This is a genomic window from Sphingomonas daechungensis, from assembly GCF_039543105.1.
Classification (GTDB): domain Bacteria; phylum Pseudomonadota; class Alphaproteobacteria; order Sphingomonadales; family Sphingomonadaceae; genus Sphingomicrobium; species Sphingomicrobium daechungense.
This window is the reverse complement of sequence record NZ_BAABJC010000001.1, coordinates 2,194,950-2,220,980: the sequence shown is the minus strand read 5'-3', so window position 1 is coordinate 2,220,980 and position 26,031 is coordinate 2,194,950. Positions and strand designations below refer to the sequence as shown.

Sequence of the window (26,031 nt, the reverse complement as noted above, 5' to 3'; positions counted from 1 at the left end):
CGCTAAGCCTGAGCAATCGGGCGTCAAGCGTGGTCGGTGCCGTGCCCTTCCGCGAGATATTCGGCGCTCCGCATTTCCTCGAGACGGCTGACGGTCCGTTGGAACTCGAAGCTCCCGTCGCCGTCCGGATAAAGACCCGCAGGATCCGCGTCCGCAGCAGCCAGAAGCTTCACCCGATGCTCGTACAGCGCGTCGATCAAGGTAACGAACCGGGCCGCCTCATTGCGCATCTCGCGCGTCATCACTGGGATGCCGACGATGATCACCGTGTGGAAGCGCTGGGCGATGGCGAGGTAATCGGCAGCCCCGCGAGCCTCGCCAACCAGCCGCTTGAACGAAAAGACCGCGACGCCTTTCAGGCTCTTGGGAACGTGCAATGTTCGTCCGCCACCGACCGATAGGTCCTCCGTCGGGACCTTGGCGCGGTCCTCGACGGGATAGTCCGTCAATTTGAAGAAGGCGTCGCTCAGCGCCTTGGTCGCTTCCGCTCCGTTGGGAACGTGCCAGGTGTTCACGCCGGTCAGGCGGTGAAGCCGGTAGTCGGTCGGACCATCGACTTCGACGAGCGCGAAACTCTTTTCGATCAGGTCGATGAACGGCAGGAACAGCTCCCGATTGAGCCCGTCCTTGTAGAGATCGCGCGGCGGACGGTTCGACGTCGTCACCACCCGCATGCCTCGCTCCAGCAGATGCTCGAATAGCCGCGACAGGATCATCGCGTCTGCGGGATTGTTCACGACCATCTCGTCGAAGCAGAGCAGCGTCACTTCGTCGGCGATGTCGTCCGCGACGCGCTCGAGCGGATCGCCTTCCTCATCCTTGCGCTTTTCACGCAGGCGGGCGTGCGTTTCGAGCATGAAGGCATGGAAATGCACGCGGCGCTTCGGCTCGACGGCGATATGCTCGAACGCAAGGTCCATCAGCATCGATTTGCCGCGCCCGACACCGCCCCAAAGGTAGATGCCGCAGAGTTCAGTCTGCTGCCTATTGAACAGCCTTTTGAGAAATCCGCCATTGCTGGCGTTGAGTTCCTCCCCCAGCCGGTCGAGCGCTCCGGCCGCACGCTCCTGCGCGGGATCGGGCTTCAGCTCCCCTGCCGCGACAAGCTGATGGTAGGCCGTGCCTACCGGTCCGCTCATGCGGGCCCGTTTCGCTCTTTGATGCGCTTCAGCGTGCCCGTGAAGCTGTAACAGGACTCGCCGTCCTGCTTCACCACACCCTGCAGGAACACCAGGCTCCGCGTCTGCTTTACCAGTTCGACGTGGGCGTCGAGCGGGATGCCAACCTTGCCGCGTGCAAGGAAGTGAGTGGTCAGGTCGAGCGTCACGAAGTGGCCCGGCGTGATGCCGGCGCAGCGGCCGCCAGCGAACAGAGCCATGTCGATGAAGCTCATCACGGCGCCGCCGTGGATGGAGCCGCCCATGTTCATATGACTTTCGTTCGGGAACATGCGGGCGATCCCGCGTCCCGGGCCATCAGGCTTGAACAGAAGACGGCCAGTCGCAGCCGCGAACGAATGCTTGCGAAAGTCGCCCCAGCTGTACCAGCCCGGATTCTCCGCATCGGGCTGCGCTCCGGTCGGAACACCGACGTCTTCCAGGCCGTCGCTCACGCCCGTATCGCTCAAGCTGCCCGTTCGGCGATCAGCTTCTTGGTCTCGGCAATCGCCTTGGCCGGGTTGAGTCCCTTCGGACATACGTTGGCGCAGTTCATGATCGTGTGGCAGCGATACAGACGGTACGGATCCTCGAGATCGTTGAGACGCTCGCCCGTCGCTTCATCGCGACTGTCGGCAATCCAGCGATAAGCCTGCAGCAGCACGGCCGGTCCAAGGAACCGGTCGGAATTCCACCAATAGCTTGGGCAGCCGGTCGAACAGCAGAAGCAGAGGATGCATTCGTAAAGGCCGTCGAGCTTCGCACGGTCTTCCGGCGACTGCAGCCGTTCGCGACCCGACGGGGCCGGGGTCACCGTCTTCAGCCAGGGCTGGATCGAGGCATATTGCGCATAGACGTGCGTGAGGTCGGGAACGAGGTCCTTCACCACTTCCATGTGCGGCAATGGCGTGATCTGGACGTCGCCCTTGATGTCCTCGATCGCCGTCGTGCAGGCGAGGCCGTTGCGGCCGTCCATGTTCATCGAACAGGATCCGCAAATGCCTTCGCGGCAGGAGCGGCGAAACGTCAGGGTGGAGTCGATCTCGTTCTTGATGCGGATCAGCGCGTCGAGAACCATCGGGCCGGTCTTGTCGAGATCGATGGTGAACGTGTCGACGCGAGGATTGTGACCGCTATCCGGGTCGTAGCGGTAGATCTTGAACGTCTTCAGCCGCTTGCCCTCTTCGGCGGGGAACGTCTTGCCCCGCGTGACGAGGCTGTTCTTCGGAAGGCGAAACTCGGCCAAGGACTGGCTCCTGATAAGTCTTGCGCGGGCGCTATCACCCGCGACCTTGATTTTCAAACCTGCGCGGCGGCCTTCAGCACATCCTGGGCGTGACCCGGCACCTTCACTTTCCGCCACGCGCGAACGACCTTGCCATCTGAACCGATGAGATAGGTCGCCCGCTCCATCCCCATGTATTTCCGACCATACATCGACTTTTCGACCCAGGTTCCGAAGGCGTCCGAGATTTTGCCGTCCTCGTCCGAAGCGAGCGGTACGGCGAGGTCGTACTTGGCGATGAACTTCTCATGCTTCTTCATCGGATCGCGGGAAACGCCGACGACCTTCACGCCCGCCTTCTTGAAGTCGGGGGCAAGCTGAGTGAAATTCTGGGCTTCCAGCGTGCAGCCCGACGTGTCGTCCTTCGGATAGAAGTAGAGAACCAACGGCTGGCCGGGCGACGAAAGGTCGACGGTGCTTCCATCGCTCGACGTGACCTTGAGCGCCGGAGCCCGATCGCCTTCCTTAACGCCGCCTTCGTTGATCATTGCGCGTCCCTCACCGATTTCCAGAGTGTGGCGATCCTCTGCCGTGCCTCGCCGTGCGCCGCAAGGAGGGAGTCCCAACCATCGTGTCCGCATAGCGCCGCAACGAGCGCACGCGACTTCTCCGGAGGCTCATTGCTGCCGGGAGCGACCAGCCGCATGACCACCAGCATCCGGCTCAACAGGCGGAGGTCGGCGTCGAAGCTGGCATCGATCAGCCCATCCGTCGCCAATTGCCCGATGGCATGTTCCAAACGCGGATCGAGTCCCTTGCCACTTACGAGTTGCAGAGTGTGGACCGCGAACTCCAGGTCGACGAGTCCGCCCGGCCCGAGCTTGATGTCGAGCGGACCGGAAGGCGCCTTGTGACGGGCCATCTCGTCCCGCATCCGGGCGGCGTCACTGCGGGTCTTGCCGGCATCTCCCCGCGCCTCGAGAACATCGCAAATTTCCGTCCGCAATCTCTTCCGCGCGCCCGGCGATCCGTAGATCGGGCGGGCCCGGCACAAGGCCATATGCTCCCACGTCCACGCCTCATTGCGCTGATAAGCGAGGAAACCTTCTCGGGAGACGGCCAGCATGCCTTCGCTTCCCTGCGGCCGCAGCCGCGTGTCGACGTCGTAGAGCGGTCCGGCGGCCGTCGGCACACTGATCGCGGCAGTGACCCGATTGGCAAGCCGGTTGTAATAGTCGGTTGCGCTCAAAGGCTTCTTGCCGTCCGACATCGCGCCCTCGGGCGCGTCATAGACATAGATAATGTCGAGGTCGGACGCGTGAGTCAGTGCGCGCCCGCCGAGCCGTCCAAGCGCAAGGATCATCAGCTCGCCGCCGTCGATCCGGCCGTGTGACTTCTCGAACTCCGCAGCAGCGAGGTCTGCCATCGCCACGATCGTGCCCTCGGCGACATTGCTGTAACCCATGGCGACGTCGAGCGGATCGGCATGTCCCGCAATGAGCTGGACGCCCAGCGCGAAGCGCCTTTCCGCGATGATCCGCCGCGCGCGGTCGAGCGCACGGTCGTAGGACTCGCCCCGCATCGCCGCGCTGAGCAGCTTCGCCATCGGGCCGGGTTCGGGCGGAAGGGCGAAGCTCGATTCGTCGATCAATCCGTCGAGGAGATCGGGACGCCGCGTCAGCATATCCGCAAGCGGCGGCGCGTAGGTGAGCATCAAGGCCAGGTGTCGCGCCAGCTGCGGCCGCGCTTCGAGCAGACGGTAGAGATTGATACCACTCGACAACCGCTCGACAATGTCCGCCAGCCGGTTGACCGCATGATCTGGGTCCGGTCCCGACGCGATTTCTCGCAGAAGCGCCGGGAGCATGGCCTCGAACGCAGTCCTGGCGGCAGATGAGCGTAGCGAGCGCGCGCGCCCGGACCGCCAGTCCGAAATCCGCTTCACCGCGACCGACGGATCCGCAAACCCAAGTTCCTTCAGCTCATCGACGAGGACATCGGGGTCGCTCGACAGACGGCCTTCCCGATCTGGGGCGAGCGAATTGAACAATCGCTCCGCGCAATCGACGTGGGGCACGAGCTGATCGATGAGGTCGGTCCCGCTCGGAAGCCCATGCAGCCTCGCGACATCGTCGAGGGCTTCGCGATCGAGCGGCAGGAGGTGCGTCTGCGCATCGCCGACCATCTGCACGCGGTGCTCGATCGTCCTCAACAGCACATAGGTTTGTGCCAAGGCGTTGGCGGTCTCTCGCGGGATGTGGTCGCCGTCTGCAAGGACCCGCAGCGCGTCGAGCGTCGCGGGAGCCCTGACGGATGGGTCGCGTCCGCCGTGGATCATCTGCTGTACCTGGGCGAAGAATTCGACCTCGCGGATTCCGCCGCGTCCCCGCTTGAGGTCGTAGCCGGGCCCGAGCCTTGCGCCCTGGGCGTAATGATCGCGGATCCGCGCGGAGATCTCGCGCACTTCCTCGATCACTCCGAAATCCAGCGACCGGCGCCACACGAACGGCTGGATCGCCTTCAGGAATTGCTCGCCAAGCCGCCGGTCGCCCGCGCAGACTCGGGCGCGGATGAAGGCTGCCCGCTCCCAGGCCAGAGCCGAGGACTCGTAATGCGAGATGGCGGCGTTGATAGGCAGCACGATCGGCGTCACTTCCGGCGACGGGCGAAGCCGAAGATCGACCCGTGCGACATAGCCGTCCGCAGTCCTCTTCTGCAGCAGCTCGACCATCCGACGCCCGACGCGAACGGCCGCCTCCGAATGGTCGTCGCGTTCTCGCTTGGGCATGACCTCGGGGTCGAACAAAAGGAGCAGGTCGACATCCGACGAATAGTTGAGCTCGCGGCTGCCAAGCTTTCCGAGAGCGATGACCGCAATTCCCTGGGCGGCTGCACCTGGGACACGTTCTGCGATTGCGACTTCCACGGCGCGCTCGATCGCTTCATCGGCGAAGTCTGACAGATGGCGCGTAGCCTGCTCGAAGCTCAGTTCTCCGGCCAGGTCGCCAAGGGCAACGGTCAGCGCCACTCCTGCGCGCTGCCGACGCAGCTCCGCATCCACCGTCTCGCCCCGAGCCTGGAGGGCAGCGGCAATCGCCGCATCGCTCCCCATGGACACGAAGATTTCCGCCAGTTCCGGAAGGGACTGCGCAGACTCGCGCAAGAACGGCGAGTAGGCCCTGGCGCGCTCGAGGGCATCTTGCCGCGCCCCTTGTGCCGTTGGTGTCCCACCCGCAGCAGTTCGTCGAGGATCGGGCAAGTTCGGCGAAACCTCCGGGCGTCTTAGTCGTTCAATACAGACCATGGATACGGAGCGTCGATCCAGTGGTGCAACGGAAGTCAACATGGACCGCAGAATCATCCGCGTCGACATTCCGCCAGCCCACGCCGGCATTACAGCCGCACTCCGGAGAGCCTTCTCTCCGGTGAACGAGGACCCATGCGAGCGGGATTTCTCCGACTTGCTCCGCCGCCTCAGCTAGTCGCTGAGCCACGCAAATCTAACGTTCGTGGTCGCGGCTGAGGTCGTCAACTTCATTCATGATGGTTTGCAAGGCCGACTTGTTGGGGTCGGTGCGATGCTGGCGACGTGAGGGCAGTTTGCCGCTGTTGAGCAGGCTTTCTAGCGCGACGCGCCCCCGAGCCACGCGGCTCTTTATCGTACCGACTGCGCAGCCGCAGATGTCGGCAGCTTCTTCGTAAGCGAAGCCGCCGGCGCCAACCAGGATGAGCGCTTCGCGCTGCGGCTGGGGCAGGTGCATCAGCGCACGCTGCATGTCGCTGAGCTCGATATGCCGGTCCTGGCTCGCGGGTGCCGCCAGGATCTTCGACGCGGTAAGGTCGTCCCACTCGCCCTTGAAGCGGGCGCGCCGCATCTGGCTGAGGAACAGGTTGCGAAGGATGATGAAGGTCCAGGCCCGCATGTTGGTGCCGGCCTGGAACCGCTTCCGCGCCGCCCACGCCTTGAGCAGCGTCTCCTGCACCAGGTCGTCGGCGAGATCGCGGCTGCCTGAAAGCGAGCGGCCGAACGCGCGGAGGTGCGGGATGACGGCGGCAAGCTGTTCCTTGAACTCCGGATCCGGGAGTGGAGCCCACTCTCCAGAATCGGCGTCAGCCTTGGATACAGCCTTCTGGTCTTCGTCTTCGGCCACTAATTCCCCACCCGTTCAAACAAGGGTTTATGCGATCCGGCAGCCGCCGGACCCGTACGCTTCAGAGAATGACGATTGCAGGTCAGGTCGCGGCGAACAAATAGATGATCGCGAACAACACAATCACAAGTGCAAGACCGACACCCAAAACATAACGCGTCACATGCGGCGTAGCGCCGGCACGCGCTTCCGTAGTCGTCAGCTGTTCGGGTCTCTCGTCGCTCATCATTCTCTCAAGCTTTACGTTCCACGGGCCAACGCGCTGTTGGCGACCATGTTCCGCAACCGTTACGGCTGGACCTTAAGCCGGCACCGTCGCGGCGTCGAAGAACAACGCTTGGGCGATTGCCGCCTTCACCGTGGACCGCTGGAACGGCTTCGTGATGAGGAAGGTGGGTTCGGGCCGCGTGCCCGTCAACAGCCGTTCCGGGAACGCGGTGATGAAGATCACCGGGACCGAGAATTCCGCAAGAATGTCCTTCACCGCGTCGATACCGCTGGAATCGTCGGCGAGCTGGATGTCGGCGAGAACAAGGCCCGGCGGATGCTGGCGGGCCTGCGATACGGCCTCATCGCGGGTCACGGCCACGCCGGTGACGTTGTGGCCCAGGTCGCGGACGATCGTTTCGATATCCATTGCGATGATCGGCTCATCCTCGATGATCAGGACGTCCGCCAGCGTCTGGCGCTCGATTTCGCTCAGGGCCTCGGCAACCAGCGAGTCGACGTCTTCGGGCGTCGCGCCAATGAGATAAGCCGCGTCGTCCGACGAGAAACCCTCGAGAGAGGTCAGCAGCAGCGCTTGCCTCGACAAAGGCGTGATCCGCGAGAGGCGGGCTTGGGCAATACCCTCCGCGCCGGAGTAATCCTGGCCAGGCTCCTCGCCTTCCTCGATATTTGCCGTCGACCAGATCGCGTGGAAGGTCTTGTAGAGGCCCAACCGCGGGTCGACGTCCCGCGGGAACTCGTCGGGCTTCGCAACGATGGCTTCCAGTGTTGCGCGGACGAATGCATCGCCATGCGTCTGACTGCCGGTCAGGGCGCGAGCATAGCGGCGCAGGAAAGGCAGGTGCGGTGCGAGTTCCTGACCAAGGGACATATTTATGGACTCTCCCAATCGTATGCGGGGGAGGTTCTTTGAGCGCGCGTAACGATCGATGCAACCCTGGCTCGGGCGTGGTCGGTCGTTTCGCTGCTCGTCCCCGCGGAAATGTTAATCGCTGGAACAAAGCACAACGCATTTGGTTTCCGCTTCGCGCGGTAAGGTTGCTGCGGGTGGAGGTTTCGGCGCTTGCCGCATCGCATTTTCAACGATCGCGATGATCTTTCCTAAACCCGTTGCACCGTGAGAGTACAACGTTAAACGAAACGCGCTTGTTACCCGCGCAAGGGGGACGAGAAGGTTGAGTGTCAGGAATAAGGGCGGCTCATTGGGCGGCGCTAAGAACAATGCGGCGCCGCAAAAGGCGTCCGAAGAGAATAAGAGCCGCAAGCAGCGAGCAGGCGATATCGGCCGCGCGCTTCGTACGATCTATGACGACACGCTGCGCGAGGCCGTTCCTGACGATTTCAGCGACCTGCTCGGGAAACTCAGCTGACGCGTTGACAGGCTTTTCAACATGTTAGGCGAGGCTGCACGGCGCTTCGCTGCGCTCTCCACTCCTGTAAAACTATTCCTGATCCTGTCGGCCGCCCTGCTGCCGATTGGCCTTGGGCTCGTCTGGGCGGCGAGCCAGGGCATTCGCGATGCGAACAATGTCATCGAAGACCAGGCCCACGAGCAGGCGCGCCTTGCGTCGCGTGGCGTCGAAAGCCTGATCGCCCGCAACGCCCTTGCCCTGCGAATCGCCAGCAACGGCCGAATCACGAACAGCGCGGATGCCTGCTCCATCGTCCAGCAATCCCTGACCGTCACACCCGCAGTCGCGCAGAGGTTCGAGCTGGAGGACGAGAACGGCCGACGCCTCTGCGAGGTCGGCAATGTTCCGGAAACTGCACGGCTTTCTTTGGTCGCACCTGGCGACATTGCTCTCAAGATTCTCCCGGAGGACGAAGCGCTGGGCTTCCGGGTCGGCGTCGTAGGCGGCCTTGCCACTGGCGCTTTGTCCAGGGCAGACCTGAAGAAGGCGGCGCTGGATGCGGCGCCGAACGTCCAGGGTCTGACCCTTCGCGACCGGCAATCTGAGCTGCAAATCGTTGCGCCGAGCGCGCTCGACGACCCCGCGCAGAAGCTGGTCACGTCGAAATGGCCGCTGGCGAACGGCCGCCTGGAAATGGTCGTCACCACCAAGCTGCCGATGATTACCACCGGCGACCGGCTGCTCCTCCTGCTCCCATTCCTGATGTGGATCGTGGCGGCGTTGCTGACCTGGGTGCTGGTGACCCGCCTGCTGATCGGTCCGTTGCGAATGCTTCAGCGCGCCGTGGTCAACTACGAGCCCGGGAACGAAGAGCTCGCTTTGCCTCAGAAGCTTGGGCCCGCGACGGAGATCCAGGATTTACGCGATGCTTTCGAGCGCGCCATGGAGCGGGTCGAAGGCTCCGAGCGCGAGATGGCCGGCGCCCTCGAAGGCCAGCGGCGCCTGGTTCGCGAAGTGCACCACCGGGTGAAGAACAATCTGCAGGTTGTCGCTTCACTGATCAACATTCATGGCCGCACCGCGGAGACCCCGCCGGCGCGCGCCGCCTACGGCTCCATCAGCCGGCGCGTCGGCGCACTCGCGATCGTCCACCGCAATCACTTCGCGGAGATGGAAGAGAACCGCGGAATTTCGCTTCGCCCCCTGCTGTCCGAACTGGCAGCCGAACTCCGCGCGACCGCTCCCGATTCCGCGCGCGGAATGCGGATCGAACTGGACCTCGAAGGGGCGAACACGACACAGGACGTCGCCGTTTCAGTCGCCTTCCTGGTCACCGAGATCGTCGAATTCGCGATGCTCAGGACACCCGAGGATCCGGTGGAAATCTCGCTTCGGCGGACGAGCGAGCTGACGGCACGCCTCACGCTCAACAGCAAGGTCCTCAACCCAGACGAAGAGGGCGACCGCGAAAAAGATCAGTTCGAGCGTATTATTTCCGGCCTCGCCAAGCAGCTCCGCTCCGTGCTCGAGCGCAAGCTCGGGCGCTACAGCGTTGAAATTCCGGTGTTTCCTCCGCTCTAGCAGGAAGGAAAATATCGTTACGGCTGCAGAGAAAAAAGTTTCAGCCGTTCGGAACTTCCGCCGGAGAAGGCGCGTTTTACATACTGGATAGTGACCTTTTGCCCCCCCGCTCTCGCTATCCGATTAAATGGGCCCGGAACCGCCAACCCTCCCCCCCCCCGGTGGCGTTTCCGGGCCCTCATTCTTTCCAGCATCCATTTCTTCTGACCCTTCGGTCTCCGCGGCGTTCGCTTGGCGGCTGCGGCGCCAGTGCGTGAGACGGATTGCGACGATGGCCAGCTCGTAGAGCGAATAGAGCGGCACCAGCAGCAGCAGCATTGACACCGCATCGGGAGGCGTGAGCACCGCCGAAACGGCCGCGCATGCGACGATCGCGTAGCGGCGCGATTTCGTGAGTTGCTCCAGGGTGATGATGCCGGCCCGTTCCAGAACCATCAGCAGGATCGGCGTGAGGAAGGCGACCCCGAAGCCGAACAGGAAACGGGTGCAGAAGCTCAGATAGTTGCCGACGCCCGGTAGAGCCTCGCGCTGAATCCCGCCTACGTCTCCCTGGAAGCTCAACAGGAAATGCAGAGCCCAGGGCATGGCCACGTAGTAGGCGAACGCCGCGCCGCCGATAAAAAAGAACGGCGTCAGCAGGAGGAAAGGCAGGAGCGCCCTCTTTTCCTTGGCGTACAGGCCCGGCGCGACGAATTTCCACATCTGGATCGCGAAGAACGGGAAGCCGAGCATCAGCGACGCGAACAGAGCGACCTTCACCTCGGCGAAGAAGGCTTCGAAGATGTCGGTGTAAATGATCTTTCCCTGCCCGGCGGCGATCAGCGGCTGGACGAGAAAGGCGAAGATGGCCTTCGAGAACGCGAGGCAGCTGAAGAACAGGATGGCAAGGACGACGATCGAATAGAGCAGCCGCTTCCTCAGCTCGATCAAATGCTCGAGCAGAGGCGCCTTGGTGTCGTCGATATCCTTCACGGCAGTTCCCGCTTGTCGGGCGGGACCTGCGGATCGGGCTCCAGCGGTAGCGCCGGCTGGTTCTCTTCCGGCTTGGGCGGCTCCATCAGGGCAGGATATTCGCGCATGATGCGCTCATTTTCCTCGCGCCACTTCTTCTCCATTTCCTCGAGCTCGGCCTCGCGGATCATCGCGTCGATGCCGGACTGAAAATGCCGCGCCATGCCGCGAATCTGCGCGACCCAGCGGCCGAGCGTTCGCAGCGCATTGGGCAAGTCCTTCGGGCCGATGAAGATCAGCGCGAGGATCGCGACGAGGACAAGTTCGCTGGTATCGACGCCGAACATCTTCGGCAGTCTCCGCCGGAATTAGCCGTTGGTGCGATCGTCTCCGGCTGGCGGCACGGAGTCGGTGGTACGGCGCGGCTCGGGGGTCACGTCAATGGGTTCGCTGCGCGGAAGCGGGCGCGGATCGGCGCGGCGCTGCTCTTCCCGACGCTTCTCGTCTTCATCCTCTGCCATGCCTTGCTTGAAGCTTTTCAAGCCCTTGGCGACGTCGCCCATCATGTTCGAGAACCGGTTCCCGCCGAACAGCAGCAGGAGGATGATCGCGAGGATCAGGATATGCCAGAAACTGAAGCCACCCATGGGAAAGAACTCCTTTGGCGGGCCTTCTAGTCTTCCTGCTCTTCGCTTTCCAGTTGGAGTTGTCCGAGCGCTTCGAAGACGCCGTCTTCGAGCGGGTCGAGCAGGCCCGCGGCCTTCAGATCGTCAATTCCCGGCAAGTCCTTGCGCGACCCGAGCCCGAAGTGGGTGAGGAATTCCTGTGTGCTCGCGTAAAGCAGCGGGCGTCCCGGTCCCTCGCGGCGACCGGCGGTGCGAACCCATCCTGCCTCCATCAGAACATCCAGCGTGCCTTTCGAAATCTGCACCCCGCGAATGGCCTCGATCTCCGCGCGGCTGACCGGCTCATGATAGGCGATGATCGCGAGTGTCTCGGTCGCCGCTCGGGACAAGCGCCGGGGCTCCTCGCGCGTGCGGCGCAGCAAGTGAGCAAGGTCGGGCGCGGTCTGGAAATGCCAGTGGCCACCGCGCTCGACGAGCTCGACGCCGCGCCCGGTATAGATCTCCGTCAGTGTCTGCAGCGCGGCAGCGACGTCGCCTTCTCCGACATGGCCCTGGATATCGTCGACGGTCAAAGGTTCGGCGGAAGCGAAGACGGTCGCTTCGACGGCGCGCACGAACTCTTCCATCAGGCCGCCCGCAGCTCAAGCGCCGCGAACGGCTCATCCTGGCGGATATCGAGCCTGCCGCGCCTCGCGAGCTCCAAGGCGGCGACGAAGCTTGAAGCCAGGGCCGAACGGCGGAACACGGGGTCATCGCTATCGGGCAGGAAATTGCCGATTTCCATCCAGTCGATGGCCATGCCGATCATCCGGCTGACCCGCTCGATCGCATCATCCAGCGTCATCACCGAACGCGTATGCACCACGTGCATGGCGGGAGCGGTGCGCGCCTTAACCATGCCGTAAGCGGAAAAGAGCTCGAACGGGCTAACCTGCCAGGCGGACTTGCGGACCAGCCGCAATCCTTCCGGCGCGCCGCGCAGGAAAACGTCGCGGCCGATGCGGTCCCGGCCAAGCAGCCGCGCACCAGCCTCGCGCATCGCATCGAGCCGCTGCAGCCGCATCTGCAGGCGCAGCGCGACTTCTTCGGGGCTTGGGTCCTGCTCCGGATCCTTTGGCAACAGCAGGCAGGACTTCAAATATGCCAGCCAGGCCGCCATCACGAGATAATCGGCGGCGATCTCCAGCTTCAGCGCCCGGGCGTTGGTGATGTAGTCGGTGTACTGGTCGACGAGCTGCAGGATCGAAATCTGCGCGAGGTCGACCTTCTGCGCCCGCGCCAGGTTGAGCAGCAGGTCGAGCGGGCCTTCCCACCCGTCGAGGTTCAGGGTCAGCTCTTCTTTGCCGACCGAGAAATCGAGCGCATCCACCCCCATGGAGCGAGCCTAGTCCCAAGTTCCTGGAGTGCGAAGAGAAAAGGCCAGACTCTTGTGGATAAGTCGGCCGTCAGGCGAGGGCCAGCAACGTGTCCCTTTTCTCGACCGCCGCGGCGAAATCGAGGCCGTCCTGCGGCGTGAAGGTCAACGCCATCGCCCGCGACAGCCGCGCCTCGGCTTCCTGGCTCAGGGCGGGCACCGCTTTTGCGACCAGGATCATGTTTTCCATCTTGCCGTCGCAGTGCAGAGCCACGTCGCAACCCGCCGCGACGCAGGCCGCCGCGCGCTGCCCATGATCGCCCTCAAGGGCCTCCATGCCGATATCGTCGCTCATCAGGAAGCCGTCGAATCCGATACGCTGGCGAATGATGTCATGGATGACGACCGGCGATTGCGACGCCGGGCGGTCCGGGTCCCACGCCTTGTAGAGCAGGTGGCTGGTCATTCCCATGGGTGCATTGCGGAGACGCTCGAACGGCTCGAGATCGACCGCAAGCTCCTCCTCGCTGGCGTTGACGACGGGCAGCTCGTGATGGCTGTCGACGAGCGCACGGCCATGTCCCGGGATATGCTTGATGACGCCAAGCACGCCGGCCGAGTGCAGGCCGTCGAGGATGGCCCGGCCAAGCGCGGACACCTGCATCGGCTCCGCCCCAAGGGCGCGGTCGCCGACGATGTCGCTCGCGCCCGGCTGGCGGACGTCGAGCATCGGCAGGCAATCGACGTTCACCCCAACCTCGTTGAGCATCAGCGCGAGCGCGCGGGCGTTGACCCGCGCCGCCTCGATCGCGCTCGACGGCGCCAATTGATAGAGCCGGTCGAAGGCTTCGCCGCACGGGAATGACGGCCATTCCGGCGGCTTCATCCTCGCGACGCGCCCGCCTTCCTGATCGATCAGGATCGGCACTTCAGGCCGGCCCACAATGTCCCGGAGCCCGTCGGTCAGCCGCCGCATCTGCTCGCGATCTTCGCAATTGCGGCGGAACAGGATGAAGCCGGTCGGATCGGCATCGCGGAAGAAGTCGCGCTCGTCGCGCGTGATTTCCGTCCCCTCCAGACCGTAAATCGCTGCCCGCATCAGTTGGCTACGAAGCAGTTCTCGCCGGCCACCTTGAGCGCCTGGCACGCCTGCTTGGCCTCGGCCGGCGATGACGCCGACGCGCGCAGGCGAATGCCGCCGGAGAAGGGAATGATCATCTTGTTCATCGCCGCGATCGAGGGGAAGCGCGCCGATAATGCGGACCACGCCCGCTCCGCCTGCGCCTGGTTGGCAAAGGCGCCGAGCTGGATGACGCTGCCCTTGCCGCCGGTCGGCGCCGGTTCGGGCTTGGCTTCAACCTTGGCTGGCGCGGGCTCGGTCGCAGGCGCTGCTTCGGGCTTGACCTTCGGCGGCGCTATGGGCGTCTCCGCCGTTTTGCTGAGATCGAGCTGGGCGTCGGTGTCCTGGCCGGCGCTCGTCTCGAATGCGGTCTCGCTTTCGCCCGCGACATCGAGTCCGCCCGGATCGATGGGCTTGACCTTGTAGGGGCCAGGTTCGGCGCGGATCAGCTCGGGCGCTGCGGCGCCGCTGTCGACCGCCCCCTGACGGCCAAGCCAGAAGAAGGTTGCAGTGACCAGGGCGAGGGCGACCAGGACGACCAGCAGCGCAAGGAGCATCCGCCGCGCGGGAACGCCGCCGGGACCATCCTCGTCATCGACCGCTTCGAGCCACGGCAGCTGCTCATCATATGCCGATCGGCTGTCGCTCATCCCCAATGCCCTTTCGCGCACCCGCCAGGTCGACGACCACGCAACTCTGCCCGATCGTCCTCATCCGCTGGCAAAGCACTTCGGAATGGGCCTGTGAAGTGGTTCCGATCTGGAGCCGGTAATAAACCTTGCCGTTGCGGAGCGACGGAATGTCGGTGACCACTGCCGGAAGCCTCTTCATGCCGGGAAATGCCTTGGCCAGTCGCGACCATGCGATCTTGCCTTGCCTCAGGCTCGCATAAGTCCCGATCCGAACCATCCGTCCGGATGCGCCAGCCGACTCCCAGGGATTCGAGAATTGGAGCGCCTTCGACTGGCTGTCCGGCCTGGGCAGCGACTCTTCGCCTGCTTTGATGGCGTGCGACTGCCGGGTGCTTCTCTGCGGAGCAGAGATCACCGTCGGGCGAAGGTCCTCTTGCTGTCGAAGGACGACCGGTGCCGGAACGGGCGACGGTTCGATCTGCGGCATGGGAGCCAGGGTGACATCGCGATCCATCGGAAGCACCGGTGCTGTCACCGGCGGACTTGCCGTCGCTTCCTGCCGAATCGTGGAGCTTGGCGCCGATGCAATCTCGCTGCGCGTCGCTCCGAACCAATAAGCGATGCCCGCGACCGCCATCATCGCCAAAACAACCGACGCGAAAATCAGGAACTTCCCGCCGCGCTTTCTTTGCGGCACGTGATCGTCGGTCAGCCACGGAAGCCGGTCGGCATCCGGCGCAATCGTGTGGGGCATCAGCTCAACGCATCTCCTCGGTCGCGGTCACGCCCATCAGCGCGAGTCCGCTTCGAATGACCTGCCCAATGCCTAGCGCGAGTTCCAGGCGCGCGCGAGAAAGTTCTGGCTTGTTTTCAACCAGAAAGCGCCGATCCGGGTCGTCGTTGCCGCGATGCCACAGGGCGTGGAACGCGGCCGCGAGATCGTAGAGGTAGAAGGCGATCCGATGCGGCTCATGCGCCATCGCGGCACCCTCGATCGTCCGCGGATATTGCGCCGCAAGCTTCACCAGCGCGATTTCTTCCGCATCCAGCAAATCGAGGTCGGCAGGTCTATCCAGGCTGACCCCGGCATTAGCGGCCTTGCGCATCAGCGAACTGATCCGCGCATGAGCGTACTGGACGTAAAAGACCGGATTGTCCTTCGACGCTTCGACGACCTTGGTGAAGTCGAAATCGAGCGGCGCGTCGGCCCGGCGCGTCAGCATGATGAAGCGGACGACGTCCTTGCCGACCTCGCGGACGACGTCCGCCAGGGTCACGAATGACCCCGAACGCTTGGACATCTTCACCGGCTCGCCGGCGCGGAACAGCCGCACCATCTGGATCAGCTTCACGTCGAGGTCGACGCGTCCGTCGGTCAGCGCCTTCACCGCGGCCTGCACGCGCTTGACGGTCCCGGCGTGGTCGGCGCCCCAGATGTTGACCAGATGGTCCGCGTTCTCGGCCTTCTGGAAATGATAGGCGGCATCGGCGCCGAAATAAGTCCAGCTTCCGTCCGACTTCTTCATCGGCCGATCCTGGTCGTCGCCGAACTGGCTGGAGCGGAACAGCGTCAGCTCGACCGGCTCCCACTCATCGTGGGGATCGAGACTCTTCGGCCGCTCGAGCTCGCCTTCGTAGACGAGGCCCTTTTCGCGGAGGACTTCCATCGCCTTGTCGACGGCGCCCGACTTCTGGAGCTTGTCCTCGGACGCGAAATGATCGTGATGGATGCCGAGCAGACCGAGGTCATGTTTGATCAGCTCGACCATCGCCGCGATCCCGCGCTCCCGGAATGTCGGCAGCCACTCGTCTTCGGGCAGGTCGGCGTAACGGTCGCCGAACTCCTCGGCGAGCGCTTGGCCAACGGGGATCAGATAGTCGCCGGGATACAGGCCCTCGGGAATCTCGCCGACATCCTGACCGAGCGCTTCGCGGTATCGCATGTGCAGCGACCGCGCGAGCACGTCGACCTGCGCGCCGGCATCGTTGAGGTAATATTCCTTGGTGACTCGAAAACCGGCGGCCTCGAGCAGGCGCGCCAGCGCATCGCCGACGACTGCGCCCCGGCAATGGCCCACGTGCATCGGCCCGGTCGGGTTGGCCGAGACATATTCGACGTTGACTCGCTCGTTGTTGCCAATCGTCGACAGCCCGTATTTCTCGCCCGCCGCGAGGATCGATCGAAGCTCGTTCCGCCAGGCATTGTCGGACAACCGGATGTTGATGAACCCCGGGCCGGCGATGTCGACCGAAGTCACGTCCGGAAGTTCCCTGAGCTTGGGCGCAATCGCCTCCGCCAATGCGCGCGGATTGGTTCCCGCCGGCTTGGCCAGAACCATTGCGGCATTGCTCGCGAGGTCCCCGTGCGAAGGATCGCGCGGTGGCTCGACCGCAACGGCACGACGGTTCAACCCTTCGGGCAGCGCACCTTCGGACTGAAGCTGATCGAGCACCTCGTCGAGAAGCGCGGAATAGCGGGAGTACAGGCTCAATTCGGTTCACCAGGTCAGGAAAGCAGCGCCTCTAGCGCAGCACCGGCGAGCCGTCACCCTTAGCCAGAGACGGACGCGATTGTCCCGTTTTGATACTTGTTACGATTCTGTCACGAAGTTTATGGTAAACAAATGTTTAACGCATGCCGATAAATCATGTATTTTCCGCTCGCTAGACGATTCGCTGTCGGATTGGGCGAGCGTCCCAGCAGGTGCGTTAAAGGGACAAATCGATGAAACTCGTACTCAGAGCAGCAGTAGCAGTGCTGGCGATGTCCGCTGCGATGCCGGCATCGGCCGCGATCATTTTCGATTACAACACTGGAATCCTGACCGTTGATGGGAACACCACGGTCGGCGACAGTACGACAATTTCCTTCAATGGGTTTTCGCCGAACAGTCCGGTCATTCCCGGTCTGACGGGCGATCTGACGCTCGTCTTCCAGGGCTTGAGCGGGAACAACTACACGTTCACCTATCGGATCGCGAACACGTCGGGATCACCGATCGATGCTGCGCGGGTCACTGCCTTCGGCTTCGATGACATCACCCCGAACGCGACGCTCCTCGGTTCCAGCGTGACTGGGACGTATGGGACGGTTTCCAGCGGCAGCCTGCCGGGGAACATCGACCTCGAGTTCTGCGCGAAGAACGGTCAGAACAACAATTGCTCGGGAAGCTCAGGCGGACCGGGCGTCGGCCAGACCGGATCGGGCAACCTCACGATCGCATTTTCGGGAAGCAACCCGTCGATTACCTTGAGCGGGATGTATGTCCGCTGGCAGGGCATCGATTCCACCCAACTGGGCATCACGGGCGGATCCGCAATCGGAACCCCGACGCCACCGAGCGTTCCGGAGCCGGCCAGCTGGGCGATGATGTTGATGGGCTTCACCGCCGTCGGCTTCGCAGTGCGTCGCCGCCGGAAGACCTTGATTCCTCAGGCCGCATAGGCCCCTGGGGAACGACACTCGCAAAGAGGGAGCCACGGTTTCTGTTATGGGGCCCGGCGCCCTCTTCGCGACACCGGGGTGACGGGTCCCACCCGAACACACAATAGATCGAATTGCCCTTATGGGGTCCGTGTCTTGTAGAGCGACGCGAGGGACGGACCCCAACCCTAGAAGCGATCGGGCAGATCCACCGGCCCGACCAGCTCTTCGTGCCGGGCAACCGCAAATCGGTCGGTCATTCCGGCAACGAAGTCGCCGATCGTTCGAAGCCTCTGCACATGATCTTCATCGCGGCGCCAGGCCTCGGGCAGCAGTGACGGGTCACCGCAGTAGGCCGCAAAGAGGTTGGCGACGACGCGCTGGGCTTCGGTCCGCACCGGCACGAGAAGTGGTGCATTATAGAGGCGTTTATACAGGAAGCGCTTGAGCTCCCTCTCCTGATGGCCAAGACTTTCTGAAAAGCCGACGAGCTGCATCCCAGCCGCGCGGACGTCGTCGCAGGTCTCGACACCGGTCGCGGCAATGCGCCTTTGCGTTTCCGAAATCAGGTCTCCGACCATCGTCCCGATCTGATCGCGAACGAGCGCTCGCAGCGCCTTGTCGTCGGACAGGCCAATGAAGCGCCTTGCGATGGCGCCCCAATGCTTGTGCACGATAGGAACCTCGACAAGCTCGTCGAGCCTTAGCAGCCCAGCCCTCACACCATCGTCGATGTCGTGATTATCGTAGGCGATGTCGTCTGCCACAGCGGCGACCTGCGCTTCCAGCGAAGGCCAGGACCGAAGCTCCAGGTCGAACGCGTCGTTGGCCTCGGCTAGCGCCCAGGTCGGGGCGGCGACGGGACCGTTGTGCTTGGCGAGGCCCTCAAGCGCTTCCCAGCTCAGGTTGAGACCGTCGAAACCTGGATAAGGTGCCTCGAGCCGTGTCACGAGGCGAATGCTGTGGGCGTTGTGATCGAAGCCGCCCGCGTCGGCCATCGCCGCCTGCAGGGAGTCCTCGCCGGCATGGCCGAACGGCGGATGGCCGAGGTCGTGCGCGAGGCACAGCGCTTCGGTCAGGTCCTCATTGAGGCCGAGTGCCCGCGCGATGGTCCGCCCGATCTGCGCTACCTCGATGCTGTGGGTCAGGCGAACGCGATAATGGTCGCCGTCGGGAGCGACGAAGACCTGTGTCTTGTGACGCAAGCGGCGAAACGAAACCGAGTGGATGATGCGGTCGCGGTCGCGCTGGAAAATGTCGCGAGGCCCGCGCGGACCGGCGTCCACCTCCGGATGGGCCCTGCCGCGCGACGTTGAAGGCTGCGCGGCAAGTTTCGAGGTCATTCGCCTTGGAGTTTCCTGATCGACTGTCCGGGCTGGTTGGTCCACGTAAAGGCGTCAATGTGAACGGACGCAAGGTCGTCCGCGAAAATACTTGCTTCGCTGTCGTTGCGGAAGGGACCGATCAGCAACCGTGCCTTGCCGGGCTCCTCGGCAATGTAGCCGCTGATACCCTCGAACAGCTCGCGATTGCGGGTCTTCAGCCGCACGAACTGGTCCGGAAGAGCGGTTGCATTGGGGCCACTTGCGAGCTGGATCCATAGCCTGCGCGTGGCGCTCGTAGTGCTCGGCGACGCGCTCGAAGGCTGGCTCACGGTCGTCGGAATCGAGGTCGAAGCGACTTGTACGGTCGATGCGGGCTCACCCGTAGTCGTCGCAGTTTCCCCGGCTGGCTTTGTCGCCTGCGACAACCACTCCTGAATGGAGGCGATGCGGTCCTCCTCCTCCGGGGTCGGCTTTTCGGCGGACTGCTTCGGTGACCGACCGTAGATGATCTTCACAGGATTGGCCGGGATCGGCGGCGGCGCGGACGCCGTCTGGAGACCGCTAGCACTCGGAAAGATGCCAAGGTTCACTGCCGCGGCCTTCTGATCGGAACGCAGAGCCGGCAACTTCTGGAAGAAGTAGGCCATATGCGAAGCCGAGCCAGGCATGGCGCTCTCAATCGCATTCTTTGCGCCTGCTGAATCCCCGGTGAGAGCCAAAACGAACGCCCGGGTCCGCGCGGCGCCGGCGTCGCCGCGTGCCATCAGCGGCGACAAGGTCGACAACGCGTCCGTCTTGTTGCCCGTAATGGCGAGGCTCAGTGCAAGGCGGCGGCGCGCTTCGTCGCCGTCGTGTCCGAACAAGGCCGCGCGGTAATCCGCCTGCGCATCGCGGTGACGGCCGAGGAGGTCGTAGGCGAGGCCGCGATCGCAGCCGATCATCGATTGCGTCGCACCCCGCTGCACCGCGCGGGAGAAATATTGGAGAGCGCCATTCCCGTCGCCCTGCTGCGCCAAAGCGGCACCGATCCCCGCTTGCGGAAGCGGGCTGGTAGACCAGGCCTCGTCCGCCCTGCCGAAGAATCCCGCAGCCGCCTGCGTGTCGCCGAGGGCTAGCGCTGCACGACCGGCGCCGATCAAGGCGTCGAAATTTCCGGGACTGGATCCGAGAACCTTCATGTTGCGGGCGAGCGCGTCCGATGGACTTTCCCCGCCGGTCCCCACCGCCACCTGCGCGAGTGCAGCCGTCGGAACAGCAACCATCGCAGGCCCGATTATTGAAAGCGCCGCTGCCGCTAAACCAACGCGACCGGCCATACCTTTTGCCATGGACCCCCCATGGCAGATTGGAGCTTGCACAAAGCTTGCTCGCTAGTGGGTTATCGCCAGACCGTTGCGGGCAGGCGATAAGCCGCCCGCAACGTCTAACTTGCGATTACTGGTTGTTCTGCCGGTTGAGGAAACGCGGGATGTCGATCGGCTCGCGGCGATAGTCGGTCGCCGAATCGTCCTCGTTCACCTGCGCCTGGGCAGCACCGCGAGCGATGTTCGACATGCGTTCGAATAAGGTGCCGGTCTCGCGAACCTTCGGCTTCTCCTCGATCGGCGCGGCCATTTCGGGCATCTCGTCCTCGTCCATCGGCGGAGCGATCGGCGCCGACCCGACGGTCGTGAGCACGTCATCATTGTCGAGAGCGAGTTCATCACCGTCCTCGATCTCGTCGGTGAGCTCGAGCGTATCCTCGTCCGTCTCCTCCTCCGTCACCATGGTCGGCGTTGGCGTTGGGACGACGGTGGCCGGCGTGATTGTCGCCGTTGTCGCCGTGCGCGGGAAAGCGAACACCTTGCCCGGCTGCGGCTGGGCGACAGCTTCGGCTTCGATGCCGGTCGCAACCACCGAAACGCGGATACGGCCGTCGAGGTCGTTGTTGAACGCCGAACCCCAGATGATGTTGGCGTCCGGATCGACCAGTTCCTTGATGTGGCTGGCAGCCTCATCGACTTCCATCAGGCGCATGTCTTCGCCGCCGGTGATCGAGATGATCACGCCCTTGGCGCCCTTCATGCTTACACCGTCGAGCAGCGGATTCGAGATCGCCTTTTCGGCGGCTTCGATCGCGCGATTGTCGCCCGACGCTTCTCCGGTGCCCATCATCGCCTTGCCCATCTCGCCCATCACCGAGCGGACGTCGGCGAAGTCGAGATTGATGAGGCCGGGCATGACCATCAAGTCAGTGATCCCGCGAACGCCCTGCTGGAGGACCTCGTCGGCCATCTCGAACGCTTCCTTGAAGGTCGTTTCCGAGTTGGCGAGCCGGAACAGGTTCTGGTTCGGGATCACGATCAAAGTGTCGACGTGCTGCTGCAGCTCCTCGATGCCGGAATCGGCAGAGCGGCCGCGGCGGGCGCCTTCGAACGCGAACGGCTTGGTCACCACGCCGACCGTCAGGATGCCGCGGTCGCGAGCAGCCTTGGCAATGACCGGAGCAGCACCCGTGCCGGTACCGCCGCCCATGCCGGCAGCGATGAAGCACATGTGAGATCCATCGAGAGCGCGCTCGATATCCTCGATCGTTTCTTCGGCAGCCGCGCGTCCGATCTCGGGCCGCGATCCGGCGCCGAGGCCCTGCGTAATCTTCAGGCCAAGCTGGATCCGCCGGTCCGCGCTCGACGCGTTAAGCGCCTGCGCATCCGTATTGGCGACGATGAAATCCACGCCCTGTACGTCAGCGCGCATCATGTTTGCGACGGCATTACCGCCGGCACCGCCGACGCCAATGACGCTGATCCGCGGCCGAAGTTCGTCGACTTCCGGCCGGATGAAATCGATGCTCATGGGCAAACCCCCTTCAAGCGCCGCTAGCGCGTTGATCCTCCACCGTGATTCTTCTGAATCATCCCGAGTCTCAAGCCAAGCGAAAAAGTTAACGCGACCCGAAAAAAGTGCGAACCGCGTGTCCCGAAAGACTCAGACGCGCGACGGTTGTTCCCCGTCGAGGTCAACCTGTTCGATTTTTGGGACGCCCACGGCCCACCAGATCGCACCGATCGCCGCAATGACGGCCGTCAGCACGAAGGCCGCGTTATAGCCGGAGCGCTGGACCACGATGCCGGTGACGATCGGCCCGACAATGCCGGACAGATTGCCGATCGCGTTCTGTACGCCGACCCACGTTCCCGACGCGCGCGGTCCCGCGAACATCTGCGCGACGGCGTAAAGGTTGAGCGAGAGCGATGCCGATGCCGCCCCCGCGAGGCAGAGCAGGATGGCGATGGTCACCGCGTCATGTGCGTAAGCGAGCCCAAGGATTGCCAGCGCGGCAAGCGTCTGGCTGGCGACCATCATCCAGCGCCGGCACAGCGCTTCCGACCGGCCGGAACGGGTCCACCAATCCGAGAAATGCCCGTAGCCCAAAGCGCACGCGCCCTGCACGGCATAGCCAAGCGTCGCCAACATGGTCATCTCGCCGATCGAAAAGCCGCGCGACTTGGTCAGGAAAAGCGGCAGCCAGGCGAGCAGGAAGTAGAAGCAGTAATTGCCGAGCGCGTGGACGATCGACATCGACCACAAAGGCCACTTGGACAGCAATTGCCCCAGCGGCACCCGCTGGCCTTCATCGCGAAAACCGGTCGTCGGCAGCGCCTTGACCGTCTGCCACCACGGAAGAAGCCAGGCGAGCGTCACGATCCCGAACACGAAGAAGATCGCCTGCCAGCCCCAGCTCTGAAGGATCAGGCCGCCTGCCAGCGTCCCCACCGCCGGGCCGAGCGCAAGGCCAGTCGCAACCGCGGCATTGGCGACGCCGCGCCGCTCCGGCTCGACGTGCCGGGCGATGATCTTCGAACTCCCCGGAAAGGAGATGCTCTCGCCGACGCCGAGCATGATCCGCAGCACCAGCAGCGACGTGAAGCCGCCGGCGAAGCCCATGAGGAAGGTCGAGCCGGCCCAGAGCAGGATGCCGGCCGCCATCAGCTTGTAGACGGAGAAGCGGTCGCACAGCCAGCCGGCGAACATCTGCACCGGCGCGTAGATCCAGAAGAAGGCCGAGAAGACGACGCCATAGGCTTCCTCGGACAGGCCGAGGTCCGTCTTCATCAACGGCGACGCGATCCCGATCGCACCGCGATCGACATAGTTGAGGAACACCGCCGCCCCGAGGAGGAAGATCAACGCCCCCGTCGTCCCGCTCCGCGCGCCGCCTGCCATCATGGATTGCCCCTCCCCCACGCCTCCCGCCAACCCGCGAATGGTCCCAATGTTCGCAGTGACGGGCCTGCTTTTCGCGACGCACCAGTCCTCCACGCACGCGTTGAATCCAACGCCGAACAGGGAAGCTCGAAGAGACAAGCAGAGCTTTTCCTATTCCGCCAGCGCAATCGTGTTGGGGTGTCTGTTTCAACCCAATCCATGCCCTTGGATGTCGCTCGGGAGTATCCCGGATGTCGCCGCACTGACTGCGATCCTAAGTGACTGTCGAGCGCCCCGCGTGATCGAACGTGAGGTGTCGCTGAGGCCGTAAGAAAAGCGCGGGGAGACGGGGCGATGACGATGAATGAATATAAGAGCGGACAGGCATTCTCTGGGGTCATCGGTCGTACTTTCGACGTTTCGAAACCCGCGTGGCCTGCTCCGAAACGAGCCAAGGAAGGCGCACCGAATGTGCTGTTCATTATTCTCGATGACGTGGGGTTCGGGCAGCTCGGCTGCTTCGGTAGTCCGATCCGCACGCCGCACATGGACGCATTGGCGGCCGACGGAGTGCGCTACAACAACATGCACACGACGGCGCTTTGCTCGCCCTCACGGGCCTGTTTCCTGACCGGTCGCAATCATCATTCGAACGCCTTGGCCTGCATTACCGAGGGTTCGACCGGCTACCCCGGAAGCAATGGCTCCATGCCGTTGGAAAATGGCATGCTGTCGGAAATTCTCCTGCAGCATGGCTACAATACCTACGCCATCGGCAAGTGGCACCTCACGCCGACCGAAGCGAGCTCAGCCGCCGGACCCTATGATCGCTGGCCCTTGGGGCGTGGCTTTGAGCGCTTCTACGGCTTCCTCGGTGGCGACACGCACCAATATTATCCGGAGCTCGTCCGGGACAACACGCAGGTTGAACCGGAAAAGACGCCGGAAGAAGGTTATCACCTGACGGTCGACCTGGTTGAGAAAGCCAAGGCGATGATCGCGGATGCGAAGCAGGTCGCTCCGAACAAGCCGTTCTTCATGTACTTCTGTCCGGGCGCCATGCACGCGCCGCATCACGTTCCCCAGGAATGGGCAGACAAATACAAGGGCAAGTTCGACGGCGGCTGGGATGTCTATCGCGAAGAGACGTTCGAACGGCAAAAGGCGATGGGGCTCGTGCCAGACAATACGCAGCTGTCTCGCCACGATCCCGACGTACAGGACTGGAACGAGTTATCAGCGGATGAGCGGCGGCTTTATGCGCGGATGATGGAGGTGTTTGCCGGCTTCCTGGAGCACACCGATCATTACATCGGCGAGCTCATCGCCTTCCTCAAGGACCTCGGAGAATATGAGAACACCATGATCATGGTGGTGTCCGACAATGGCGCGAGTTCAGAGGGCGGACCGCACGGCTCGGTGAACGAGAACAAGTTCTTCAACAACGTGCCCGATAGCCTTGAGCAGAATCTCGCAGCCATCGACACGCTGGGAGGTCCCGAATGGTTCAACCATTATCCCTGGGGCTGGACCCACGCCGGCAACACGCCTTTCCGTCGCTGGAAGCGGGAGACCTATCGAGGCGGAGTGTCCGACCCATTGATCGTAAGCTGGCCGAAAGGGATCAAGTCCCGAGGCGAGGTGCGCACCCAATATTGCCACGGCATCGACATGGTCCCCACTGTCCTTGACGCGATCGGGATCGAGCCGCCCACGCATATCAGGGGCATCTCCCAATCTCCGATCGAGGGGTTCAGCCTTGCCAGTTCATTCGACCGCGAGGACGCAGAAGCACTGCACGTTACCCAGTATTTCGAGATGTTCGGGCACCGGTCACTCTATCACGATGGATGGCGAGCCGTTTGCCCCTGGCCGGGAACGTCCTTCGCAGAAGCCGAAGGAAGAGTGTTCGGCACGCCAATTACTTTTGACCAGCTGACCGAGTTGGATGCCTATGGCTGGGAGCTTTACAACATCCGCGAAGACTTCGCCGAAACCAATAATCTTGCCGACAAGGAACGCGAACGGCTGATCGCCATGATCGGCATGTGGTACGTCGAAGCCGGCAAGTATAACGTCCTGCCAATCGACAGCCGCGGAACGATGCGCTTTCTTGAGGAAAGGCCACAAATCGCGCCGCCACGAACACACTACGTTTATTATCCCGGCACGCAGATGGTGCCGACGAACGCAGCGCCTCGCGTCACCAACGTTCCGCATCGGGTGGCCGTGCACGTGTCAGTTCCCGATGGCGGAGCCAGTGGCGCGCTGTTCACCATGGGTGGCAACGACGGAGGGTTCGTTTTCTACGTTCAAAACGGCCGGCTGACCTATGGCTACAATTATGTATCCGACCAGCGATTCAAGATTCAATCTGACGAAACGATCCCCGCAGGAGAGCATGTCTTCGGATTCGAATTCACTCCGACGGGTGCGCCGGATTTCGCCAATGGCAAAGGAGTGCCGGCAACGATCACTTTGTTCGTCGACGGCAAGTCAGTGGGGTCCGGGGATCTTCCCGTAACCATTCCCCTTTCGCTCGGACTGGGGGCCGGCATCTGCGTTGGTTCGGATTCGGGTTCGCCCGTCATGACGGATTACGATCCCCCGTTCGCGTTCACGGGAACCATCAAGAAGGCTTTGGTCGATGTTAGCGGCGAGCCGATCGAGGACAGGGAAGCGCAAGTCCGAATGTACCTCGCTCGGCAGTAGCTTGA

The 26,031-nt window shown here is 63.3% G+C and carries 26 protein-coding genes; 5 read left to right on the top strand and 21 right to left on the bottom strand.

Going from position 1 to position 26,031, the window contains the following annotated elements; translation table 11 throughout:
- Positions 1–23 precede the first annotated feature (23 nt).
- Genes zapE through ABD928_RS11600 form a run of 5 tightly spaced genes read right to left on the bottom strand, consistent with a single transcriptional unit; the run spans position 24 to position 5,641 of the window.
- On the bottom strand, positions 24–1,139 hold the full coding sequence (gene zapE / locus ABD928_RS11620; protein WP_345168948.1) for a cell division protein ZapE: 1,116 nt from the start codon (positions 1,137–1,139) through the stop codon (positions 24–26).
- Positions 1,136–1,627, bottom strand: a complete 492-nt coding sequence (locus ABD928_RS11615; protein WP_223276455.1) for a PaaI family thioesterase — start codon at positions 1,625–1,627, stop codon at positions 1,136–1,138. The genes zapE and ABD928_RS11615 overlap by 4 nt, the downstream gene beginning before the upstream one ends.
- Complete coding sequence (locus ABD928_RS11610) at positions 1,624–2,403, bottom strand: succinate dehydrogenase iron-sulfur subunit (protein WP_345168944.1); 780 nt, start codon at positions 2,401–2,403, stop codon at positions 1,624–1,626. The genes ABD928_RS11615 and ABD928_RS11610 overlap by 4 nt, the downstream gene beginning before the upstream one ends.
- Positions 2,404–2,456: 53 nt before the next feature.
- Complete coding sequence (locus ABD928_RS11605) at positions 2,457–2,930, bottom strand: peroxiredoxin (RefSeq protein WP_345168941.1); 474 nt, start codon at positions 2,928–2,930, stop codon at positions 2,457–2,459.
- Positions 2,927–5,641: a bifunctional [glutamine synthetase] adenylyltransferase/[glutamine synthetase]-adenylyl-L-tyrosine phosphorylase gene (locus ABD928_RS11600; RefSeq protein WP_345168938.1), complete on the bottom strand. Its 2,715-nt coding sequence runs from the start codon at positions 5,639–5,641 to the stop codon at positions 2,927–2,929. Before ABD928_RS11600 ends, ABD928_RS11605 begins: the two co-directional genes overlap by 4 nt.
- A gap of 85 nt (positions 5,642–5,726) precedes the next feature.
- Between ABD928_RS11600 and ABD928_RS11595 the strand changes: the two genes are divergently transcribed.
- Entirely contained in the window at positions 5,727–5,864 is a 138-nt protein-coding gene (locus ABD928_RS11595) for a hypothetical protein (protein WP_187715076.1), read from the top strand.
- An 18-nt stretch (positions 5,865–5,882) separates the two neighbouring features.
- Here the strand turns inward: ABD928_RS11595 and ABD928_RS11590 are convergent, their stop codons facing one another.
- From ABD928_RS11590 to ABD928_RS11580, 3 genes are all read right to left on the bottom strand, one after another.
- Positions 5,883–6,533 (bottom strand): sigma-70 family RNA polymerase sigma factor, encoded by a 651-nt coding sequence (locus ABD928_RS11590; protein WP_187715077.1) that lies wholly within the window; start codon positions 6,531–6,533, stop codon positions 5,883–5,885.
- Between the two features lie 82 nt (positions 6,534–6,615).
- Positions 6,616–6,759, bottom strand: coding sequence for a hypothetical protein (locus ABD928_RS11585; RefSeq protein WP_187715965.1), 144 nt, complete (start codon positions 6,757–6,759; stop codon positions 6,616–6,618).
- A gap of 75 nt (positions 6,760–6,834) precedes the next feature.
- Positions 6,835–7,632: a response regulator gene (locus tag ABD928_RS11580; protein ID WP_187715078.1), complete on the bottom strand. Its 798-nt coding sequence runs from the start codon at positions 7,630–7,632 to the stop codon at positions 6,835–6,837.
- A gap of 304 nt (positions 7,633–7,936) precedes the next feature.
- Between ABD928_RS11580 and ABD928_RS11575 the strand changes: the two genes are divergently transcribed.
- Both ABD928_RS11575 and ABD928_RS11570 read left to right on the top strand, forming a co-directional pair.
- The gene (locus tag ABD928_RS11575) at positions 7,937–8,131 is read left to right on the top strand and encodes a NepR family anti-sigma factor (protein WP_223276458.1); all 195 of its coding nucleotides are present in this window, start codon (positions 7,937–7,939) and stop codon (positions 8,129–8,131) included.
- Positions 8,132–8,152: 21 nt separating this feature from the next.
- On the top strand, positions 8,153–9,694 hold the full coding sequence (locus ABD928_RS11570) for a sensor histidine kinase (protein ID WP_345168932.1): 1,542 nt from the start codon (positions 8,153–8,155) through the stop codon (positions 9,692–9,694).
- 123 nt (positions 9,695–9,817) lie between these two features.
- On the opposite strand, the gene tatC is transcribed toward ABD928_RS11570, so the two are convergent.
- The 9 genes from tatC to argS form a co-directional block, all read right to left on the bottom strand.
- On the bottom strand, positions 9,818–10,666 hold the full coding sequence (gene tatC / locus ABD928_RS11565; RefSeq protein WP_345168929.1) for a twin-arginine translocase subunit TatC: 849 nt from the start codon (positions 10,664–10,666) through the stop codon (positions 9,818–9,820).
- Complete coding sequence (tatB, locus tag ABD928_RS11560; RefSeq protein ID WP_187715082.1) at positions 10,663–10,992, bottom strand: Sec-independent protein translocase protein TatB; 330 nt, start codon at positions 10,990–10,992, stop codon at positions 10,663–10,665. The genes tatC and tatB overlap by 4 nt, the downstream gene beginning before the upstream one ends.
- 21 nt (positions 10,993–11,013) lie before the next feature.
- Entirely contained in the window at positions 11,014–11,292 is a 279-nt protein-coding gene (locus ABD928_RS11555) for a twin-arginine translocase TatA/TatE family subunit (protein WP_345168925.1), read from the bottom strand.
- A gap of 26 nt (positions 11,293–11,318) precedes the next feature.
- Entirely contained in the window at positions 11,319–11,897 is a 579-nt protein-coding gene (gene scpB / locus ABD928_RS11550; RefSeq protein ID WP_187715084.1) for an SMC-Scp complex subunit ScpB, read from the bottom strand.
- On the bottom strand, positions 11,897–12,646 hold the full coding sequence (locus ABD928_RS11545; RefSeq protein WP_345168921.1) for a segregation and condensation protein A: 750 nt from the start codon (positions 12,644–12,646) through the stop codon (positions 11,897–11,899). The genes scpB and ABD928_RS11545 overlap by 1 nt, the downstream gene beginning before the upstream one ends.
- A gap of 70 nt (positions 12,647–12,716) precedes the next feature.
- Positions 12,717–13,724, bottom strand: coding sequence for a beta-N-acetylhexosaminidase (gene nagZ / locus ABD928_RS11540; protein WP_187715085.1), 1,008 nt, complete (start codon positions 13,722–13,724; stop codon positions 12,717–12,719).
- Positions 13,724–14,395 (bottom strand): SPOR domain-containing protein, encoded by a 672-nt coding sequence (locus ABD928_RS11535; protein WP_345168918.1) that lies wholly within the window; start codon positions 14,393–14,395, stop codon positions 13,724–13,726. The genes nagZ and ABD928_RS11535 overlap by 1 nt, the downstream gene beginning before the upstream one ends.
- Positions 14,370–15,131 carry a flagellar basal body-associated FliL family protein gene (locus tag ABD928_RS11530; RefSeq protein ID WP_187715087.1) on the bottom strand — a complete coding sequence of 254 codons (762 nt, stop codon included), beginning with the start codon at positions 15,129–15,131 and terminating at the stop codon, positions 14,370–14,372. The genes ABD928_RS11535 and ABD928_RS11530 overlap by 26 nt, the downstream gene beginning before the upstream one ends.
- 4 nt (positions 15,132–15,135) lie before the next feature.
- Complete coding sequence (argS, locus tag ABD928_RS11525) at positions 15,136–16,869, bottom strand: arginine--tRNA ligase (RefSeq protein WP_345168914.1); 1,734 nt, start codon at positions 16,867–16,869, stop codon at positions 15,136–15,138.
- A 233-nt stretch (positions 16,870–17,102) separates the two neighbouring features.
- Here argS and ABD928_RS11520 point away from each other — a divergent pair, with 233 nt between their 5' ends.
- Positions 17,103–17,822 (top strand): cistern family PEP-CTERM protein, encoded by a 720-nt coding sequence (locus tag ABD928_RS11520; protein ID WP_187715088.1) that lies wholly within the window; start codon positions 17,103–17,105, stop codon positions 17,820–17,822.
- A gap of 167 nt (positions 17,823–17,989) precedes the next feature.
- Here ABD928_RS11520 and ABD928_RS11515 read toward each other — a convergent pair whose 3' ends face one another.
- The 4 genes from ABD928_RS11515 to ABD928_RS11500 all read right to left on the bottom strand — a co-directional run bounded on the left by ABD928_RS11515 (position 17,990) and on the right by ABD928_RS11500 (position 23,335).
- The gene (locus tag ABD928_RS11515) at positions 17,990–19,144 is read right to left on the bottom strand and encodes a deoxyguanosinetriphosphate triphosphohydrolase (protein WP_345168911.1); all 1,155 of its coding nucleotides are present in this window, start codon (positions 19,142–19,144) and stop codon (positions 17,990–17,992) included.
- Entirely contained in the window at positions 19,141–20,388 is a 1,248-nt protein-coding gene (locus tag ABD928_RS11510; RefSeq protein ID WP_345168908.1) for a hypothetical protein, read from the bottom strand. The genes ABD928_RS11515 and ABD928_RS11510 overlap by 4 nt, the downstream gene beginning before the upstream one ends.
- 172 nt (positions 20,389–20,560) lie before the next feature.
- A complete protein-coding gene (ftsZ, locus tag ABD928_RS11505) occupies positions 20,561–21,961 on the bottom strand; it encodes a cell division protein FtsZ (protein ID WP_345168905.1) in 1,401 nt (466 codons plus the stop codon).
- Positions 21,962–22,093: 132 nt separating this feature from the next.
- A complete protein-coding gene (locus ABD928_RS11500) occupies positions 22,094–23,335 on the bottom strand; it encodes an MFS transporter (RefSeq protein WP_345168903.1) in 1,242 nt (413 codons plus the stop codon).
- Between the two features lie 339 nt (positions 23,336–23,674).
- Between ABD928_RS11500 and ABD928_RS11495 the strand changes: the two genes are divergently transcribed.
- The gene (locus ABD928_RS11495) at positions 23,675–26,026 is read left to right on the top strand and encodes an arylsulfatase (protein ID WP_345168901.1); all 2,352 of its coding nucleotides are present in this window, start codon (positions 23,675–23,677) and stop codon (positions 26,024–26,026) included.
- Positions 26,027–26,031 lie beyond the last annotated feature (5 nt).

Bases quoted from the DNA above. Each gene is read 5' to 3' on its own strand.
- ABD928_RS11585 (WP_187715965.1), bottom strand. From the start codon at position 6,759: ATGAGCGACGAGAGACCCGAACAGCTGACGACTACGGAAGCGCGTGCC.
- ABD928_RS11500 (WP_345168903.1), bottom strand. From the start codon at position 23,335: ATGATGGCAGGCGGCGCGCGGAGCGGGACGACGGGGGCGTTGATCTTC.
- ABD928_RS11520 (WP_187715088.1), top strand. From the start codon at position 17,103: ATGAAACTCGTACTCAGAGCAGCAGTAGCAGTGCTGGCGATGTCCGCT.
- scpB (WP_187715084.1), bottom strand. From the start codon at position 11,897: ATGGAAGAGTTCGTGCGCGCCGTCGAAGCGACCGTCTTCGCTTCCGCC.
- nagZ (WP_187715085.1), bottom strand. From the start codon at position 13,724: ATGCGGGCAGCGATTTACGGTCTGGAGGGGACGGAAATCACGCGCGAC.
- ABD928_RS11510 (WP_345168908.1), bottom strand. From the start codon at position 20,388: ATGGTTGCTGTTCCGACGGCTGCACTCGCGCAGGTGGCGGTGGGGACC.
- zapE (WP_345168948.1), bottom strand. From the start codon at position 1,139: ATGAGCGGACCGGTAGGCACGGCCTACCATCAGCTTGTCGCGGCAGGG.
- ABD928_RS11545 (WP_345168921.1), bottom strand. From the start codon at position 12,646: ATGGGGGTGGATGCGCTCGATTTCTCGGTCGGCAAAGAAGAGCTGACC.
- ABD928_RS11595 (WP_187715076.1), top strand. From the start codon at position 5,727: ATGGACCGCAGAATCATCCGCGTCGACATTCCGCCAGCCCACGCCGGC.
- ABD928_RS11530 (WP_187715087.1), bottom strand. From the start codon at position 15,131: ATGCCCCACACGATTGCGCCGGATGCCGACCGGCTTCCGTGGCTGACC.
- ABD928_RS11515 (WP_345168911.1), bottom strand. From the start codon at position 19,144: ATGACCTCGAAACTTGCCGCGCAGCCTTCAACGTCGCGCGGCAGGGCC.
- ABD928_RS11580 (WP_187715078.1), bottom strand. From the start codon at position 7,632: ATGTCCCTTGGTCAGGAACTCGCACCGCACCTGCCTTTCCTGCGCCGC.
- ABD928_RS11535 (WP_345168918.1), bottom strand. From the start codon at position 14,395: ATGAGCGACAGCCGATCGGCATATGATGAGCAGCTGCCGTGGCTCGAA.
- ABD928_RS11570 (WP_345168932.1), top strand. From the start codon at position 8,153: ATGTTAGGCGAGGCTGCACGGCGCTTCGCTGCGCTCTCCACTCCTGTA.
- tatB (WP_187715082.1), bottom strand. From the start codon at position 10,992: ATGTTCGGCGTCGATACCAGCGAACTTGTCCTCGTCGCGATCCTCGCG.
- ABD928_RS11605 (WP_345168941.1), bottom strand. From the start codon at position 2,930: ATGATCAACGAAGGCGGCGTTAAGGAAGGCGATCGGGCTCCGGCGCTC.
- ABD928_RS11495 (WP_345168901.1), top strand. From the start codon at position 23,675: ATGAATGAATATAAGAGCGGACAGGCATTCTCTGGGGTCATCGGTCGT.
- ftsZ (WP_345168905.1), bottom strand. From the start codon at position 21,961: ATGAGCATCGATTTCATCCGGCCGGAAGTCGACGAACTTCGGCCGCGG.
- ABD928_RS11555 (WP_345168925.1), bottom strand. From the start codon at position 11,292: ATGGGTGGCTTCAGTTTCTGGCATATCCTGATCCTCGCGATCATCCTC.